The sequence below is a fragment of the Rubrivivax sp. JA1055 genome, assembly GCF_020966565.1.
Lineage (GTDB): Bacteria > Pseudomonadota > Gammaproteobacteria > Burkholderiales > Burkholderiaceae_C > Rubrivivax > Rubrivivax benzoatilyticus.
Map to the genome: position 1 here is coordinate 1 of NZ_JAJKFP010000003.1, position 15,634 is coordinate 15,634.

Here is a 15,634-nt window from a genome sequence, read left to right on the forward strand (position 1 = left end):
CGACGCCGGAGCGCGCGGTGGACGGCACGTTCCTGATGCCGGTGGAAGACGTGTTCTCGATCTCGGGCCGCGGCACCGTGGTGACGGGTCGTGTCGAACGCGGCGTGATCAAGGTCGGCGAGGAAATCGAGATCGTCGGCATCCGTCCGACCGTCAAGACGACCTGCACGGGCGTGGAAATGTTCCGCAAGCTGCTGGACCAAGGCCAGGCTGGTGACAACGTCGGCATCCTGCTGCGTGGCACGAAGCGTGAAGAAGTCGAGCGCGGCCAGGTGCTGTGCAAGCCGGGTTCGGTGAAGCCGCACACGCACTTCACGGCCGAGATCTACGTTCTGAGCAAGGAAGAAGGCGGCCGTCACACGCCGTTCTTCAACAACTACCGCCCGCAGTTCTACTTCCGCACGACGGACGTGACGGGCGCGGTGGAGCTGCCGAAGGACAAGGAAATGGTGATGCCGGGCGACAACGTGTCGATCACGGTGAAGCTGATCGCCCCGATCGCGATGGAAGAAGGCCTGCGCTTCGCCATCCGTGAAGGTGGTCGCACCGTCGGCGCCGGCGTCGTCGCGAAGATCATCGAATAAGCGTGGACCCCCGGCCTGCTGCGCACGCTACGGCGCGCGCGTAGGCCGCCCCCGAGGGGGCTTCGGGGCATTCCCGGGAGACCCGTGAACGTCCCGCTCTCCGGCCACCATTTGCGCGCCCGTCGCCCTAGCGGCGGCGGGAGTGCTGTGCAAAGAGGAACACCATGTCCACGAAGCAAAAGATCCGCATCCGCCTGAAGGCCTTCGATTACAAGCTGATCGACCAGTCGGCCCTCGAGATCGTCGACACCGCCAAGCGCACCGGCGCCATCGTCAAGGGCCCGGTGCCCCTGCCGACGCGTCTGCAGCGTTTCGACATCCTGCGTTCGCCGCACGTCAACAAGACCAGCCGCGACCAGTTCGAGATCCGCACCCACCAGCGCCTGATGGACATCGTCGACCCGACCGACAAGACGGTCGACGCGCTGATGAAGCTCGACCTGCCCGCCGGCGTCGACGTCGAAATCAAGCTGCAGTAAACCGGGCTGGCGCAGCGGCTTCGGCTGCTGCTACAATCATCGGCTTTCCCCGACTCCGGCCTCGATGGGCCGGGCTCGGGGATTTCGTCCGCGTGGGTTTCGTGGGTGTTTCCACGGGCCCGTCAGGACATCACCCCGGCCAATCGTTGTCGGGATCGTGAACAAAGGCGTCCTTCCGCCAAGTCGGGCGCTGGAGAAATGACCATGAGCATGAGCGAACAGCTCGGCTTGCTGGGCCGCAAGGTGGGCATGATGCGCATCTTCACGGACGATGGCGACGCCATCCCCGTGACGGTGCTCGACGTGTCCAACAACCGCGTCACGCAAGTCAAGACGGTGGCCACCGACGGCTACAGCGCGCTGCAAGTCGCGTTCGGCGCCCGCAAGGCGAGCCGCGTCAACAAGCCCGAAGCGGGTCACCTGGCCAAGGCCGGTGTCGAAGCGGGCGAAGTCCTGAAGGAATTCCGCGTCACCGCCGAGATCGCCGGGCAGTACCAGCCGGGCGCCGTCGTGCCGGTGAGCCTGTTTGCCGCGGGCCAGCTCGTCGACGTGCAAGGCACCTCGATCGGCAAGGGCTACGCCGGCACCATCAAGCGCCACAACTTCGGCTCGCAGCGCGCGTCGCACGGCAACAGCCGTTCGCACAACGTGCCGGGCTCGATCTCGATGGCCCAGGACCCGGGTCGCGTGTTCCCGGGCAAGAAGATGACCGGCCACATGGGCGACGAGACCGTCACCACCCAGAACCTGGACATCGTCCGTGTCGACGAAGCGCGTTCGCTGCTGCTCGTCCGCGGTGCGGTTCCGGGTGCCAAGAACGGCCACGTCGTCGTGCGTCCCGCCGTCAAGGTCAAGCTGAAGAAGGGGGCCCAGTGATGCAACTCGAGCTCCTGAACGAACAGGGCCAGGCCACGGCCAAGGTCGACGCGCCGGACACCGTGTTCGCGCGTGACTACAACGAAGCGCTCGTGCACCAGGTCGTCGTTGCCTACCAGGCCAACGCGCGCCAGGGCACCCGCGCCCAGCTCGACCGCGGCGAGGTCAAGCACTCGACGAAGAAGCCGTTCCGCCAGAAGGGCACCGGCCGCGCTCGCGCCGGCATGACCTCCTCGCCGCTGTGGCGTGGGGGTGGTCGCATCTTCCCGAACCGCCCGGACGAGAACTTCTCGCACAAGGTCAACAAGAAGATGTACCGCGCCGGCATGGCGTCCATCCTCTCGCAGCTGGCCCGTGACGGCCGTCTGGCGGTGGTGGATTCGCTGACCGTCGACGCGCCCAAGACCAAGCTGCTGGCCCAGAAGCTCAAGGCCATGGGCCTGGAGTCGGTGATGGTGATCGCCGACCAGATCGACGACAACCTCGCGCTGGCCTCGCGCAACCTGGCCAACGTGCTCGTCGTCGAGCCGCGCTACGCCGATCCGCTGTCGCTGGTCTTCTACAAGAAGGTCCTGGTGACCAAGGGCGCGATCGAGCAGCTCAAGGAGATGTTCGCATGAGCGCCCCGCAAAAGTTCGACGAAGGCCGCCTGGCCAAGGTGCTGGTCGCTCCGATCATCTCCGAGAAGGCCACCAGCGTCGCCGAGAAGCACAACCAGGTCCTGTTCAAGGTCCTGCGTGACGCCACCAAGCCCGAGATCAAGGCTGCGGTGGAGCTGATGTTCAAGGTCGAGGTGGCTTCGGTCACGACGACCGTGCAGAAGGGCAAGGTCAAGCGCTTCGGCCGCACGATCGGCCGCCGCGATCACGTCAAGAAGGCGTACGTGGCGCTGAAGCCGGGTCAGGAGCTCAACTTCTCCGGGGAGGCCGCGTAATGGCTGTCATCAAGGTCAAGCCGACGTCGCCCGGCCGCCGTGCCGTGACGAAGGTGGTGCACAAGCACCTGCACAAGGGCGCCCCGGAAGCTTCGCTGCTCGAGCCGCAGAAGCAGAAGGCCGGCCGCAACAACAACGGCCACATCACGATGCGGCACAAGGGTGGTGGCCACAAGCACCACTACCGCGTCGTCGACTTCGTGCGCAACAAGGACGGCATCCCGGCGAAGGTCGAACGCATCGAGTACGACCCGAACCGCACCGCCCACATCGCGCTGCTGTGCTACGCCGACGGCGAGCGCCGCTACATCATCGCCCCGCGCGGTGTCGAAGCCGGTGCCACGCTGCTGTCGGGCGCGGAAGCCCCGATCAAGGCCGGCAACACGCTGCCGATCCGCAACATCCCCGTGGGTTCGACGATCCACTGCGTGGAGATGCTGCCGGGCAAGGGCGCGCAGATCGCGCGTTCGGCCGGCGCCAGCGTCACGCTGATGGCGCGCGAAGGCACCTACGCGCAGGTTCGCCTGCGCTCGGGTGAAGTGCGCAAGATCCACATCGACTGCCGCGCCACGATCGGCGAGGTCAGCAACGAAGAGCACAGCCTGCGCCAGTACGGCAAGGCCGGTGCGATCCGCTGGAAGGGCATCCGTCCGACCGTCCGCGGCGTTGCGATGAACCCGGTCGACCACCCGCACGGTGGCGGCGAAGGCCGCACCGGCGAAGGCAAGCCGCAGGTGTCGCCGTGGAACACGCTGACCAAGGGCTACCGTACGCGCAGCAACAAGCGCACGCAGACGATGATCGTCTCGCGCCGCAAGAAGTGAGGCCGTAGAACATGGCACGTTCACTCAAGAAGGGTCCCTTCGTGGACCACCACCTGATGGCCAAGGTCGAGAAGGCCTCCGCCAACAAGGACAAGAAGCCGATCAAGACCTGGTCGCGCCGTTCGACGATCCTGCCCGAGTTCATCGGCCTGACCGTCGCCGTGCACAACGGCAAGCAGCACGTTCCCGTGTACGTGACCGACCAGATGGTCGGTCACAAGCTCGGCGAATTCGCGCTGACCCGTCTGTTCAAGGGTCACCCGGCCGACAAGAAGGCCAAGCGCTAAGGGGACGAAGAGCATGGAAACCAAGGCAATCGTCCGCGGTGTGCGCCTCTCGGCCGACAAGGGTCGGCTGGTGGCGGACATGATCCGCGGCAAGAAGGTCGACCAGGCGATCAACATCCTCACGTTCACGCCGAAGAAGGCGGCCGTCATCATCAAGAAGGCGGTCGAATCGGCGGTGGCCAACGCGGAGCACAACGACGGTGCGGACATCGACGAGCTGAAGATCAAGTCGATCTACGTCGAGCAAGGCGCCACGCTGAAGCGTTTCTCGGCCCGTGCGAAGGGTCGCGGCAACCGCATCAGCAAGCCGACCTGCCACATCTTCGTGACCGTCGGCAACTGAGGAGCTGGAAAAGACATGGGACAAAAAATCCATCCGACCGGCTTCCGGCTGAGCGTCACGCGGGCCTGGGGCTCGCGCTGGTTCGCCTCGAACCGCAACTTCGCCGGCATGCTGGCCGAAGACCTGCAGGTTCGTGACTACCTGAAGACCAAGCTGAAGAACGCGGCGGTCTCGCGCATCCTGATCGAGCGTCCGGCCAAGAACGCCCGCATCACGATCTTCTCGGCTCGTCCGGGCGTCGTGATCGGCAAGAAGGGCGAGGACATCGAGAACCTGAAGGCCGAGCTGACCAAGCGCCTCGGCGTTCCGGTCGCGGTCAACATCGAGGAAGTGCGCAAGCCCGAAGTCGATGCCCAGCTGATCGCTGACTCGATCACCCAGCAGCTCGAGAAGCGCATCATGTTCCGCCGTGCGATGAAGCGCGCGATGCAGAACGCGATGCGCCTGGGCGCGCAGGGCATCAAGATCATGTCCGCCGGTCGTCTGAACGGCATCGAGATCGCGCGTACCGAGTGGTATCGCGAAGGTCGCGTGCCGCTGCACACCCTCAAGGCCGACATCGACTACGGCTTCTCCGAAGCCAAGACCACCTACGGCGTCATCGGCGTCAAGGTGTGGGTCTACCGCGGTGACCGCCTGGCCAACGGCGAAGCGCCGCAGCTGGCGAAGACCGAAGGTGACGACGAGCGCCGTCCGCGCCGTGGTCCGCGTCCGGGCGGTGACCGTCCGGGTGCCGGCCGCGGCCGTCCGGGTGGCGATCGTGGCCCGCGTGCCGACGGTGCTCCGTCGGCGGCCCCTGCCGGCGACGGCAAGGGTGGTCCGGCCGTCAAGCGCGTGCGTCGCGCCGGCGCTCCGGCTGCCGGCGGCGAGACCAAAGGAGAATAACGATGCTGCAACCTGCACGTCGCAAGTTCCGTAAGGAACACAAGGGCCGCAACACCGGCATCGCCACGCGGGGCAACAACGTCTCGTTCGGCGAGTTCGGTCTGAAGGCCACCGAGCGCGGCCGCATCACCGCGCGCCAGATCGAGGCGGCTCGCCGCGCGATCTCGCGTCACATCAAGCGGGGCGGTCGCATCTTCATCCGCATCTTCCCGGACAAGCCGATTTCGCAGAAGCCGGCGGAGGTCCGGATGGGTAACGGCAAGGGCAACCCCGAGTTCTACGTCGCCGAGATCCAGCCGGGCAAGGTGCTGTACGAGATCAACGGCGTTCCGGAACAGCTCGCTCGCGAGGCGTTCACGCTGGCGGCGGCCAAGCTGCCGCTGCGCTGCACGTTCGTCGCCCGCCAGGTCGGCCTGTAACGCCAAAGGAAGCAACATGAAGGCATCCGAACTGCGTTCCAAGGACGTCGCGGCGCTGGAGAAGGAAGTCTCCGATCTGCTGAAGGCCCATTTCGGCCTGCGCATGCAGAAGGCGACCCAGCAGCTGACCAACAACTCGCAGCTGGGCAAGACCCGCCGCGACATCGCCCGCGCCAAGACCATCCTGGCCGAGAAGAAGAGGGCCGCGAAATGAGCGAAACCCAGACCACCGCTCCGGTGAAGAACACCCGGACGCTGATCGGCCGTGTCGTCAGCGACAAGCGCGCCAAGACCGTCACGGTCCTGGTCGAGCGTCGCGCGGCGCACGAGCTCTACGGCAAGATCGTGGCGCGCTCGCGCAAGTACCACGCCCACGACGAGAACGGCGAGTACAAGATGGGTGACCTGGTCGAAATCGCCGAAGGGCGTCCGATCAGCAAGACCAAGAGCTGGGTCGTGACCCGCCTGATCGAGAAGGCGAAGCTGGTCTAAGACCCGCACGCCTGCTCGCGAACGGCCGCCGCCGGATACTCCGGCGCCGGCCGTTTTTCATTGCGCCGGCCAGAACATCAGGAGTGCGCATGCTGAAGATCGGTGACCCCCTGCCCGCCGGGCAGCTCCACGAATACGTCGATGTCGCGACCGAGGGCTGCGCGCTCGGGCCGAACGCCGTCGATGTCCGCGCGGCTGCGGCAGGCAGGACGATCGTCGTCTTCGGTCTGCCGGGCGCCTTCACGCCGACGTGCTCCGAACGGCACGTGCCGGGTTACGTCGAGAAGGCGGCCGAGCTGCGTGCCGCCGGCGTCGACGAGGTCTGGTGCGTGTCGGTCAACGACGCCTTCGTCATGGGCGCCTGGGGGCGCCAGCTCGGCGCCCGTGGCGCGGTGCGCATGATGGGCGATGGCAATGGCGACTTCGCGCGTGCTGCCGGCCTGACGCTGGATCTCACGGCGCGCGGCATGGGGCTGCGCTCGGCGCGTTACGCGATGCTCGTCGTCGACGGCATCGTGCGCTCGCTCGACGTCGAGGCGCCGGGCAAGTTCGAGGCGAGTTCCGCCGAGGCGATGCTGCAGCGCCTGCGGTCCTGCTGATTCTGCAAACGAGCGTTTGACACGCCGGCCGGAAGGCTGGCATAATCCGTGGCTTCGCCGAAATGGCGGCTTCTGTCATGAGCACCCAAGCGGTGCGGGTGGCAAAAAGCCTCCGGCTCGGATCAGCCCAGATCTACCCAGACACGGGCCCAAGACTGACCGGCAAGACTCGAGCAATCGGGTGGCGCGGGGAGAAGTTGGGGTACGAACAATGATCCAAATGCAATCGCGGCTCGACGTGGCCGACAACACGGGTGCCAAGTCCGTCATGTGCATCAAGGTGCTCGGCGGCTCCAAGCGGCGCTATGCCGGCATCGGCGACGTCATCAAGGTCAGCATCAAGGAAGCCGCCCCCCGTGGTCGCGTGAAGAAGGGCGAGGTCTATTCGGCCGTCGTCGTTCGCACCGCCAAGGGTGTGCGTCGCCAGGACGGCTCGCTGATCAAGTTCGACGGCAACGCCGCCGTGCTGCTCAACGCCAAGCTCGAGCCGATCGGCACCCGCATCTTCGGCCCGGTCACGCGCGAACTGCGCAGCGAGCGCTTCATGAAGATCGTGTCGCTGGCGCCGGAAGTTCTCTGACGCGACCGACAGATTCGAGGTTCGACACTCATGAACAAGATTCGTAAAGGCGACCAGGTCATCGTGCTGACCGGCCGTGACAAGGGCAAGCGCGGCACCGTGACGCAGCGCGTCGATGACGATCACGTCATCGTCGACGGCGTGAACATGGTCAAGAAGCATGTGAAGCCGAACCCGATGAAGGGCACGACCGGCGGCGTCATCGACAAGGCGATGCCGATCCACCAGTCCAACATCGCCATCTACAACGCCGCCACCGGCAAGGCCGACCGCGTCGGCATCAAGATCGATGGCGACAAGAAGACCCGCGTCTTCAAGTCCAGCGGCGAAGAGATCAAGGCGTAAGCACCATGGCAAAGACTCAAGCTTCCGCGACGTCGCGTCTGCAGGCTCTGTACCGCGAGCAGATCGTCCCCGAGCTGATGGCCAAGTTCGGCTACACCTCGGTGATGCAGGTTCCGCGCCTCGAGAAGATCACGCTGAACATGGGCGTGAGCGAGGCCGTGGCCGACAAGAAGGTGATGGATCACGCCGTCGGCGACCTCACCAAGATCGCCGGCCAGAAGCCCGTCGTCACCAAGAGCCGCAAGGCCATCGCGGGCTTCAAGATCCGCGAGAACGTGCCCATCGGCTGCATGGTCACGCTGCGTGGCGTGCGCATGTATGAATTCCTCGACCGCTTCGTCACCGTGGCGCTGCCGCGCGTGCGCGACTTCCGTGGTATCTCCGGTCGCGCGTTCGACGGCCGTGGCAACTACAACATCGGCGTCAAGGAACAGATCATCTTCCCCGAGATCGAGTACGACAAGATCGACGCGATCCGCGGGCTGAACATCAGCATCACGACCAGCGCGAAGAGCGACGACGAGTGCAAGGCGCTGCTCGCCGCGTTCAAGTTCCCGTTCAAGAACTGAAGGCAAGCCATGGCCAAACTGTCCCTCAAGCAGCGCGAAGAAAAGCGCGAGAAGCTGGTCGCCAAGTACGCCAAGAAGTACGCCGAGCTGAAGGCCATCATCGACGACGCGCAGCGTTCGGAAGAAGAGCGCTACGCCGCCCGTCTTGAACTGCAGAAGCTGCCCCGCAACGCCAACCCGACCCGTCTGCGCAACCGCTGCGCCCTGACCGGTCGTCCGCGCGGCACGTTCCGCATGTTCGGCCTGGGCCGCAACAAGATCCGCGAGCTCGCCTTCAAGGGCGACATCCCCGGCATGGTCAAGGCCAGCTGGTGATTCGGGTAGCCGCGAAGGAGATTTTTTATGAGCATGAGTGATCCCATCGCCGACATGCTGACCCGCATTCGCAACGCCCAGAGCGTTGAGAAGGCCGCGGTCACGATGCCGTCGTCGAAGCTCAAGGTCGCGATCGCGCAAGTCCTGAAGGACGAGGGCTACATCGACGGTTTCGTCGTGAAGGCCAATGCGGGCAAGAGCGAACTCGAGATCTCGCTGAAGTACTACGCCGGTCGTCCGGTGATCGAGCGCATCGAGCGCGTCAGCCGTCCCGGCCTGCGCATCTACAAGGGCCGCGACGAGATTCCGCAGGTCATGAACGGCCTGGGCGTGGCGATCGTCACGACCCCCAAGGGCGTGATGACCGATCGCAAGGCTCGCCAGACCGGTGTCGGTGGCGAAGTCCTGTGCTACGTGGCCTAAACAAAGGACGAACGACATGTCCCGCGTAGGAAAGATGCCGGTCGCCGTCCCGCAAGGCGTGGACGTCGCGATCTCGGCCGACAAGATCACCGTCAAGGGCGCCAACGGCACGCTCGTGCGCGACCTGACCCCGCTCGTGACGATCAAGAACGAAGCCGGCAAGCTGAGCTTCGTGCCCGCCAACGACACGGCCGCGGCCGATGCGATGAGCGGCACGATGCGTGCGCTGGTGGCCAACATGGTCAACGGCGTCGCCAAGAGCTTCGAAAAGAAGCTGACGCTCGTCGGCGTGGGCTTCCGTGCCCAGGCCCAGGGCCAGAAGCTGAACCTGCAGATCGGTTTCTCGCATCCGGTGGTGAAGGAGATGCCCGAGGGCGTCAAGGTCGCCACCCCGACCCAGACCGAAATCGTCATCTCGGGCGCCGACCGCCAACGCGTCGGTCAGATCGCCTCCGAGGTTCGCGCCTTCCGTCCGCCCGAGCCGTACAAGGGCAAGGGCATCCGCTATGCGGACGAGCGCGTGATCCTCAAGGAAACGAAGAAGAAGTAAGGAGCGCACCATGATGACGAAGAAGGAACAGCGCCTGCGTCGTTCGCGCCAGACCCGGCTGCGTATTGCCCAGCAGGGCGTCGCTCGCCTGAGCGTCTTCCGCTCCAACCTGCACATCTACGCCAACGTCTTCTCGGAAGACGGCAGCAAGGTTCTCGCTTCCGCCTCGACCGCCGAGAAGGAAGTGCGTGAGCAGATCGGTGCCGGCAAGGGTGGCAACACCGACGCGGCAGCCCTGATCGGCAAGCGCATCGCCGAGAAGGCCAAGGCCGCCGGCATCGAGAAGGTCGCGTTCGACCGCGCGGGCTTCGCCTACCACGGCCGCGTCAAGGCGCTGGCCGAGGCGGCTCGCGAAGCCGGCCTGCAGTTCTGACGGGCGCAAAGGAAGACTCGAAATGGCAAAGTTCACTCCCCGCCAGCAGGCCGAAGGCAACGACGACGGCCTGAAGGAAAAGATGATCGCGGTCAACCGCGTCACGAAGGTCGTCAAGGGTGGCCGCACGCTGAGCTTCGCTGCGCTGACCGTCGTCGGCGACGGCGACGGCCGCATCGGCATGGGCAAGGGCAAGGCCAAGGAAGTGCCGGTTGCGGTGCAGAAGGCCATGGAATCGGCCCGCCGCAACATGGTCAAGGTCGCGCTGAAGAACGGCACGATCCATCACAAGGTCGAAGGCGAACACGGTGCAGCCAAGGTCCTGATGGCCCCGGCCAAGCAGGGTGACGGCATCATCGCCGGCGGCCCGATGCGCGCCGTCTTCGAAGTGATGGGCGTGACGGACATCGTCGCCAAGAGCCACGGCTCGACCAACCCGTACAACATGGTGCGCGCGACGCTGAACGCGCTGAAGCGCTCCACCACGCCGGCCGAAGTGGCCGCCAAGCGTGGCAAGTCGGTCGAAGACCTCTTCAACTGACCCCGCGCCGGAGAAGCCTCATGTCCGACAAGAAGACCCTCACGGTCAAGCTCGTCCGCAGCATCGCCGGTACGCGCGAATCGCATCGCGCCACCGTGCGTGGTCTGGGCCTGCGCAAGCTGAACAGCCAAAGCGTCCTGGAAGACACGCCTGCCGTGCGCGGCATGATCAACAAGGTCTCGTACTTGGTGAAGGTGCTGTAATGCAGATCAACAACCTCAAGCCCGCCGAGGGCAGCAAGAAGGCGCGCCGTCGCGTCGGCCGCGGCATCGGCTCGGGTCTGGGCAAGACCGCCGGTCGTGGTCACAAGGGCCAGAAGTCTCGTGCCGGTGGCTTCCACAAGGTCGGCTTCGAAGGCGGCCAGATGCCGCTGCAACGCCGCCTGCCCAAGCGCGGCTTCAAGTCGCAGCAACTGAAGTACAACGGCGAAGTCACGCTGGCCGAACTTGAGACGCTGGGCGTCGACGAGGTCGATCTGCTCGTGCTCAAGGCGGCTGGCCTGGTGCGCCAGATCGTCAAGCAGGTCAAGGTCGTCAAGAGCGGCGAGATCACCCGGAAGGTGACGCTCAAGGGCATCGGCGCGACCGCCGGCGCCAAGGCCGCGATCGAGGCCGTCGGCGGCACGTTCGCCTAAAGGGACTCGCAGCCCGTGGCAACCTCCGCGAACCAGCTGGCCAAGAGCGGGAAATTCGGCGACCTCCGTCGCCGGATCGTCTTCCTGCTGCTGGCCTTGGTGGTCTACCGCATCGGTGCGCACATTCCCGTGCCCGGCATCGACCCGAACCAGCTGCAGCAGCTGTTTCAGGGTCAGGGCGGCGGCATCCTGAACCTGTTCAACATGTTCAGCGGCGGCGCCCTGTCGCGCTTCACCGTCTTCGCGCTGGGCATCATGCCCTACATCTCGGCGTCGATCATCATGCAACTGATGACCTACGTCGTGCCCTCGCTTGAGGCGCTGAAGAAGGAAGGCGAGGCGGGTCGCCGCAAGATCACGCAGTACACGCGCTACGGCACGCTGTTCCTGGCGATCTTCCAGAGCCTGGGCATCGCCCTGGCGCTCGAGGGTTCGCAAGGTCTGGTGCTCTCGCCGGGCTTCGGCTTCCGCATGACGGCGGTGGTCAGCCTGGTGGCCGGCACGATGTTCCTGATGTGGCTGGGCGAGCAGATCACGGAACGCGGTCTGGGCAACGGCATCTCGATCCTGATCTTCGCCGGCATCGTCGCCGGGCTGCCGAGCGCCATCGGCGGGCTCTTCGAGCTGGTTCGCACCGGCGCGATGAGCATCATCGCCAGCCTGTTCATCTGCGCGGTCGTCGTCGCCGTCACCTTCGTCGTGGTGTTCGTCGAGCGGGGTCAGCGCAAGATCCTGGTGAACTACGCCAAGCGCCAGGTCGGGAACAAGGTGTACGGCGGCCAGTCGTCGCACCTGCCGCTGAAGCTGAACATGTCGGGCGTGATCCCGCCGATCTTCGCGTCGTCGATCATCCTGCTGCCCGCGACCATCGTCGGCTGGTTCGCCACCGGGGAAGGTCTGCGCTGGCTGAAGGACATCTCGGCGGCTCTGTCGCCCGGGCAGCCGATCTACGTGATGCTCTATGCGGGCATGATCGTGTTCTTCTGCTTCTTCTACACGGCGCTCGTGTTCAACAGCCGCGAGACCGCCGACAACCTGAAGAAGAGTGGCGCGTTCATCCCGGGCATCCGTCCGGGTGACCAGACCGCGAAGTACATCGATCGCATCCTGTCGCGTCTGACGCTGGCCGGCGCGGTGTACATCACGGCGGTGTGCCTGCTGCCCGAGTTCCTGGTTCTGAAGTACAACGTCCCGTTCTACTTCGGGGGCACCTCGCTGCTGATCATCGTGGTCGTGACGATGGATTTCTGGGCTCAGGTCCAGTCCTACGTGATGAGCCAGCAGTATGAGAGCCTGCTCAAGAAGGCGAACTTCAAGGCGGGCTGATGCGAGATGGCGAAGGACGACGTCATTCAGATGCAGGGGGAGATTCTTGAGAACCTCCCCAACGCCACCTTCCGAGTGAAGCTGGAGAACGGGCACGTTGTGCTCGGCCACATCTCCGGAAAGATGCGGATGCACTACATCCGAATCCTTCCGGGTGACAAGGTGACGGTCGAACTCACCCCCTACGATTTGAGTCGCGCGCGGATCGTTTTCCGCGCCAAGTGAGGTCAAGGAGAAGACCATGAAAGTCGCAGCTTCGGTCAAGAAGATGTGCCGCAACTGCAAGATCATCCGACGCAAGGGCGTCGTGCGCGTGATCTGCACCGACCCGCGCCACAAGCAGCGTCAAGGCTGATAGTCAGAGGAAGAACATGGCACGTATCGCCGGCATCAACATCCCGCCGCACAAGCACGCGGAAATCGGCCTGACCTCGATCTACGGCATCGGCCGTACGACGGCGCAGAAGATCTGCGACTCGGTGGGCATTCCCTACTCGAAGAAGGTCAAGGACCTGAACGATTCCGAGCTGGAGAAGATCCGCGAGGAAATCGGCCGTCTGACCATCGAAGGCGACCTGCGCCGCGAGCTGTCCATCAACATCAAGCGTCTGATGGACCTCGGTTGCTACCGTGGCTTCCGTCACCGCCGCGGCCTGCCGGTGCGCGGCCAGCGCACCCGCACCAATGCCCGCACCCGCAAGGGTCCGCGCAAGGGTGCCGCCGCGCTGAAGAAGTAAGCCGCCGCCACGCACGAGGAAGATCTACATGGCCAAGTCCCCCGTCAACAACGCCGCGCGTCGCGTCAGCAAGAAGATCCGCAAGAACATTGCGGACGGCATTGCCCACGTCCACGCGTCGTTCAACAACACCATCATCACGATCACGGACCGCCAAGGCGGTTCGCTGGCGTGGGCCTCCAGCGGTGGCCAGGGCTTCAAGGGCTCGCGCAAGAGCACGCCGTTCGCTGCCCAGGTCGCCGCCGAGAACGCCGGCCGTGCCGCGCAGGAACAGGGCATCAAGAACCTGGACGTGCGCATCAAGGGCCCGGGCCCGGGTCGCGAGTCCAGCGTTCGTGCGCTGGCGTCGCTGGGCATCCGCATCACGTCGATCAGCGACGTGACGCCGGTCCCGCACAACGGCTGCCGTCCCCAGAAGCGCCGTCGCATCTGATGCGTCGCCGGCAGGCTCGTCCTGCCGGTGCTAGAATTCGCGGTTTCTCTCACGCCGGCGGCACTGACTGTGCACGCCGGCTGTTTTCCTCAAGGTTCCGGCCTTGAACCCCAAGCCCACCGTCCGCGCCCCGAGCACGAAGCGATTCGTCTGCGCAGGACTCGCGCGGGTCTCCGCCTGACGGCGGAGTCTGCCGCGTCAGCAACAACCAAGGATATCCAGTGGCACGTTACCTCGGCCCGAAGGCCAAGCTCTCCCGCCGTGAAGGCACCGACCTGTTCCTGAAGAGCGCCCGCCGCTCGATCGGCGACAAGGCCAAGTTCGACAGCAAGCCGGGTCAGCACGGCCGCACCAGCGGCTCGCGTACCTCCGACTACGGTGTTCAGCTGCGCGAGAAGCAGAAGGTCAAGCGCATGTACGGCGTGCTGGAGCGCCAGTTCCGCCGCTACTTCGCCGAAGCCGAGCGCCGCAAGGGCAACACCGGCTCGAACCTGCTCGCGCTGCTCGAGTCGCGCCTGGACAACGTCGTCTACCGCATGGGCTTCGGCTCGACCCGCGCCGAGTCGCGCCAGCTCGTGTCGCACAAGGCGATCACGGTCAATGGCCAGGTCGTCAACATCCCGTCGTACATGGTCAAGGCCGGCGACGTCGTCGCCGTGCGCGAGAAGGCCAAGAACCAGCTGCGCGTCCAGGACGCCCTGAAGCTGGCGCAGACCATCGGCCAGTGCGAGTGGGTGCAGGTCGACGCCACCAAGATGGAAGGCGTGTTCAAGAAGGTCCCGGATCGTGACCAGTTCGGCGCCGAGATCAAGGAAGCGCTGATCGTCGAACTCTACAGCCGCTGATCGGTCGCGGCCGGCGCGTGCCGGCCGCCGCCTCTGCGGTTGTCCCCATCTGGCGTTTCGCCTGCCGGGCGCGAAGCGGCCCCTACACAAAGCCCGGCGGTCCATCAGCCTTATCGGTGTAACGAGCCGAGGGTATTGACAGGAAACCACACACTCCATGCAAACCACTCTTCTGAAGCCCAAGGCCATTCACGTCGAGCCGCTCGGCGGCTACCGCGCCAAGGCGGTGCTCGAACCGTTCGAGCGCGGCTACGGCCACACGCTGGGCAACGCGCTGCGCCGCGTGCTGCTGTCGTCGATGGTGGGCTACGCGCCGACGGAGGTCACGATCGCCGGCGTGCTGCACGAGTACTCCGCGATCGACGGCGTGCAGGAAGACGTCGTCCACATCATGCTCAACCTGAAGGGCGTGGTGTTCCGTCTGCACAACCGCGACGAGGTCACGCTGGTGCTGCGCAAGGAAGGTGAGGGCGCGGTCACCGCGGCCGACATCCAGACGCCGCACGACGTCGAGATCATCAACCCCGATCACGTGATCGCGCACCTGTCGCAAGGCGGCAAGCTCGACATGCAGATCAAGGTCGAGAAGGGCCGCGGCTACGTGCCGGGCAACCTGCGCCGCTACGGCGACGAGGCGACCAAGGCCATCGGCCGCATCGTCCTCGATGCGTCGTTCTCGCCGGTCAAGCGCGTCAGCTACGCGGTCGAGAACGCCCGCGTCGAACAGCGCACCGACCTCGACAAGCTGGTCATGGAGATCGAGACCAACGGCGCCATCACGCCGGAAGAAGCGATCCGCCAGTCGGCCAAGATCCTCGTCGAACAGCTCGCCGTGTTCGCGCAGCTCGAAGGCCAGGTCAGCGACATCTTCGAGCCGCAGCCGCAGCGCACGCCGAACTTCGACCCGATCCTGCTGCGTCCGGTCGACGAGCTCGAACTGACGGTGCGTTCGGCCAACTGCCTGAAGGCCGAGAACATCTACTACATCGGCGACCTGATCCAGCGCACCGAGACCGAGCTGCTGAAGACCCCGAACCTGGGTCGCAAGTCGCTCAACGAAATCAAGGAAGTGCTGGCCTCGCGCGGCCTGACCCTGGGTGCGCGCCTGGAAAACTGGCCGCCGCAAGGTCTCGACAAGCGTTGAGATCGCGGGCCGCTCGCGGCCCCGCTGCAAGAAACCGCTGCGGCTCCCGGCGACGGGAGCCGCGGTGTCGATAGGGGCCCCGCGGCCCCGGTCCAGC

At 65.3% G+C, this 15,634-nt stretch carries 30 protein-coding genes; all 30 read left to right on the plus strand.

Going from position 1 to position 15,634, the window contains the following annotated elements; all coding sequences use genetic code 11:
* Positions 1-584 (plus strand): EF-Tu/IF-2/RF-3 family GTPase (locus LOC65_RS05590; RefSeq protein WP_255719017.1); only part of this gene is annotated, 584 nt, incomplete at its 5' end.
* 164 nt (positions 585-748) lie between these two features.
* Entirely contained in the window at positions 749-1,063 is a 315-nt protein-coding gene (gene rpsJ, locus LOC65_RS05595; RefSeq protein WP_009855657.1) for a 30S ribosomal protein S10, read from the plus strand.
* Positions 1,064-1,267: 204 nt separating this feature from the next.
* Positions 1,268-1,939: a 50S ribosomal protein L3 gene (rplC, locus tag LOC65_RS05600; protein WP_009855658.1), complete on the plus strand. Its 672-nt coding sequence runs from the start codon at positions 1,268-1,270 to the stop codon at positions 1,937-1,939.
* Positions 1,939-2,559, plus strand: coding sequence for a 50S ribosomal protein L4 (rplD, locus tag LOC65_RS05605; protein ID WP_009855659.1), 621 nt, complete (start codon positions 1,939-1,941; stop codon positions 2,557-2,559). Before rplC ends, rplD begins: the two co-directional genes overlap by 1 nt.
* Complete coding sequence (gene rplW / locus LOC65_RS05610; RefSeq protein WP_009855660.1) at positions 2,556-2,873, plus strand: 50S ribosomal protein L23; 318 nt, start codon at positions 2,556-2,558, stop codon at positions 2,871-2,873. Before rplD ends, rplW begins: the two co-directional genes overlap by 4 nt.
* Positions 2,873-3,697 (plus strand): 50S ribosomal protein L2, encoded by an 825-nt coding sequence (gene rplB, locus LOC65_RS05615; protein ID WP_009855661.1) that lies wholly within the window; start codon positions 2,873-2,875, stop codon positions 3,695-3,697. Before rplW ends, rplB begins: the two co-directional genes overlap by 1 nt.
* A gap of 11 nt (positions 3,698-3,708) precedes the next feature.
* Positions 3,709-3,984 (plus strand): 30S ribosomal protein S19, encoded by a 276-nt coding sequence (gene rpsS, locus LOC65_RS05620; RefSeq protein WP_009855662.1) that lies wholly within the window; start codon positions 3,709-3,711, stop codon positions 3,982-3,984.
* Between the two features lie 13 nt (positions 3,985-3,997).
* The gene (gene rplV, locus LOC65_RS05625; protein WP_009855663.1) at positions 3,998-4,327 is read left to right on the plus strand and encodes a 50S ribosomal protein L22; all 330 of its coding nucleotides are present in this window, start codon (positions 3,998-4,000) and stop codon (positions 4,325-4,327) included.
* A 15-nt stretch (positions 4,328-4,342) separates the two neighbouring features.
* Positions 4,343-5,212, plus strand: coding sequence for a 30S ribosomal protein S3 (gene rpsC / locus LOC65_RS05630; protein WP_009855664.1), 870 nt, complete (start codon positions 4,343-4,345; stop codon positions 5,210-5,212).
* 2 nt (positions 5,213-5,214) lie between these two features.
* Entirely contained in the window at positions 5,215-5,631 is a 417-nt protein-coding gene (gene rplP / locus LOC65_RS05635; RefSeq protein ID WP_009855665.1) for a 50S ribosomal protein L16, read from the plus strand.
* Between the two features lie 16 nt (positions 5,632-5,647).
* Positions 5,648-5,845, plus strand: a complete 198-nt coding sequence (gene rpmC / locus LOC65_RS05640) for a 50S ribosomal protein L29 (RefSeq protein ID WP_009855666.1) — start codon at positions 5,648-5,650, stop codon at positions 5,843-5,845.
* Complete coding sequence (gene rpsQ, locus LOC65_RS05645; RefSeq protein WP_009855667.1) at positions 5,842-6,123, plus strand: 30S ribosomal protein S17; 282 nt, start codon at positions 5,842-5,844, stop codon at positions 6,121-6,123. The genes rpmC and rpsQ overlap by 4 nt, the downstream gene beginning before the upstream one ends.
* 89 nt (positions 6,124-6,212) lie before the next feature.
* Entirely contained in the window at positions 6,213-6,722 is a 510-nt protein-coding gene (locus tag LOC65_RS05650) for a peroxiredoxin (protein ID WP_230246881.1), read from the plus strand.
* Positions 6,723-6,933: 211 nt separating this feature from the next.
* Positions 6,934-7,302, plus strand: coding sequence for a 50S ribosomal protein L14 (rplN, locus tag LOC65_RS05655; protein ID WP_009855669.1), 369 nt, complete (start codon positions 6,934-6,936; stop codon positions 7,300-7,302).
* A gap of 30 nt (positions 7,303-7,332) precedes the next feature.
* Complete coding sequence (rplX, locus tag LOC65_RS05660) at positions 7,333-7,647, plus strand: 50S ribosomal protein L24 (protein ID WP_009855670.1); 315 nt, start codon at positions 7,333-7,335, stop codon at positions 7,645-7,647.
* A gap of 5 nt (positions 7,648-7,652) precedes the next feature.
* Positions 7,653-8,216, plus strand: coding sequence for a 50S ribosomal protein L5 (gene rplE / locus LOC65_RS05665; RefSeq protein ID WP_029719005.1), 564 nt, complete (start codon positions 7,653-7,655; stop codon positions 8,214-8,216).
* Positions 8,217-8,225: 9 nt separating this feature from the next.
* A complete protein-coding gene (rpsN, locus tag LOC65_RS05670; protein WP_009855672.1) occupies positions 8,226-8,531 on the plus strand; it encodes a 30S ribosomal protein S14 in 306 nt (101 codons plus the stop codon).
* Between the two features lie 27 nt (positions 8,532-8,558).
* On the plus strand, positions 8,559-8,954 hold the full coding sequence (gene rpsH, locus LOC65_RS05675; protein WP_009855673.1) for a 30S ribosomal protein S8: 396 nt from the start codon (positions 8,559-8,561) through the stop codon (positions 8,952-8,954).
* 16 nt (positions 8,955-8,970) lie between these two features.
* The gene (gene rplF / locus LOC65_RS05680; protein ID WP_230246882.1) at positions 8,971-9,504 is read left to right on the plus strand and encodes a 50S ribosomal protein L6; all 534 of its coding nucleotides are present in this window, start codon (positions 8,971-8,973) and stop codon (positions 9,502-9,504) included.
* A gap of 10 nt (positions 9,505-9,514) precedes the next feature.
* Entirely contained in the window at positions 9,515-9,877 is a 363-nt protein-coding gene (rplR, locus tag LOC65_RS05685; protein ID WP_009855675.1) for a 50S ribosomal protein L18, read from the plus strand.
* Between the two features lie 22 nt (positions 9,878-9,899).
* Positions 9,900-10,418: a 30S ribosomal protein S5 gene (rpsE, locus tag LOC65_RS05690; RefSeq protein ID WP_009855676.1), complete on the plus strand. Its 519-nt coding sequence runs from the start codon at positions 9,900-9,902 to the stop codon at positions 10,416-10,418.
* Positions 10,419-10,438: 20 nt separating this feature from the next.
* Positions 10,439-10,621 (plus strand): 50S ribosomal protein L30, encoded by a 183-nt coding sequence (rpmD, locus tag LOC65_RS05695; RefSeq protein WP_009855677.1) that lies wholly within the window; start codon positions 10,439-10,441, stop codon positions 10,619-10,621.
* The gene (rplO, locus tag LOC65_RS05700) at positions 10,621-11,052 is read left to right on the plus strand and encodes a 50S ribosomal protein L15 (protein ID WP_009855678.1); all 432 of its coding nucleotides are present in this window, start codon (positions 10,621-10,623) and stop codon (positions 11,050-11,052) included. Before rpmD ends, rplO begins: the two co-directional genes overlap by 1 nt.
* A 15-nt stretch (positions 11,053-11,067) precedes the next feature.
* Positions 11,068-12,378 (plus strand): preprotein translocase subunit SecY, encoded by a 1,311-nt coding sequence (gene secY / locus LOC65_RS05705; RefSeq protein WP_009855679.1) that lies wholly within the window; start codon positions 11,068-11,070, stop codon positions 12,376-12,378.
* Positions 12,379-12,384: 6 nt separating this feature from the next.
* Positions 12,385-12,603 carry a translation initiation factor IF-1 gene (infA, locus tag LOC65_RS05710; RefSeq protein WP_009855680.1) on the plus strand — a complete coding sequence of 73 codons (219 nt, stop codon included), beginning with the start codon at positions 12,385-12,387 and terminating at the stop codon, positions 12,601-12,603.
* Positions 12,604-12,619: 16 nt separating this feature from the next.
* Positions 12,620-12,733 (plus strand): 50S ribosomal protein L36, encoded by a 114-nt coding sequence (rpmJ, locus tag LOC65_RS05715; protein WP_009548427.1) that lies wholly within the window; start codon positions 12,620-12,622, stop codon positions 12,731-12,733.
* A 16-nt stretch (positions 12,734-12,749) separates the two neighbouring features.
* Positions 12,750-13,115, plus strand: coding sequence for a 30S ribosomal protein S13 (gene rpsM, locus LOC65_RS05720; RefSeq protein ID WP_009855681.1), 366 nt, complete (start codon positions 12,750-12,752; stop codon positions 13,113-13,115).
* A gap of 28 nt (positions 13,116-13,143) precedes the next feature.
* Positions 13,144-13,548, plus strand: coding sequence for a 30S ribosomal protein S11 (gene rpsK, locus LOC65_RS05725; protein ID WP_009855682.1), 405 nt, complete (start codon positions 13,144-13,146; stop codon positions 13,546-13,548).
* Between the two features lie 221 nt (positions 13,549-13,769).
* A complete protein-coding gene (gene rpsD, locus LOC65_RS05730) occupies positions 13,770-14,393 on the plus strand; it encodes a 30S ribosomal protein S4 (protein ID WP_009855683.1) in 624 nt (207 codons plus the stop codon).
* 157 nt (positions 14,394-14,550) lie between these two features.
* The gene (locus LOC65_RS05735; protein ID WP_009855684.1) at positions 14,551-15,537 is read left to right on the plus strand and encodes a DNA-directed RNA polymerase subunit alpha; all 987 of its coding nucleotides are present in this window, start codon (positions 14,551-14,553) and stop codon (positions 15,535-15,537) included.
* The last annotated feature ends 97 nt before the right edge of the window (positions 15,538-15,634 follow it).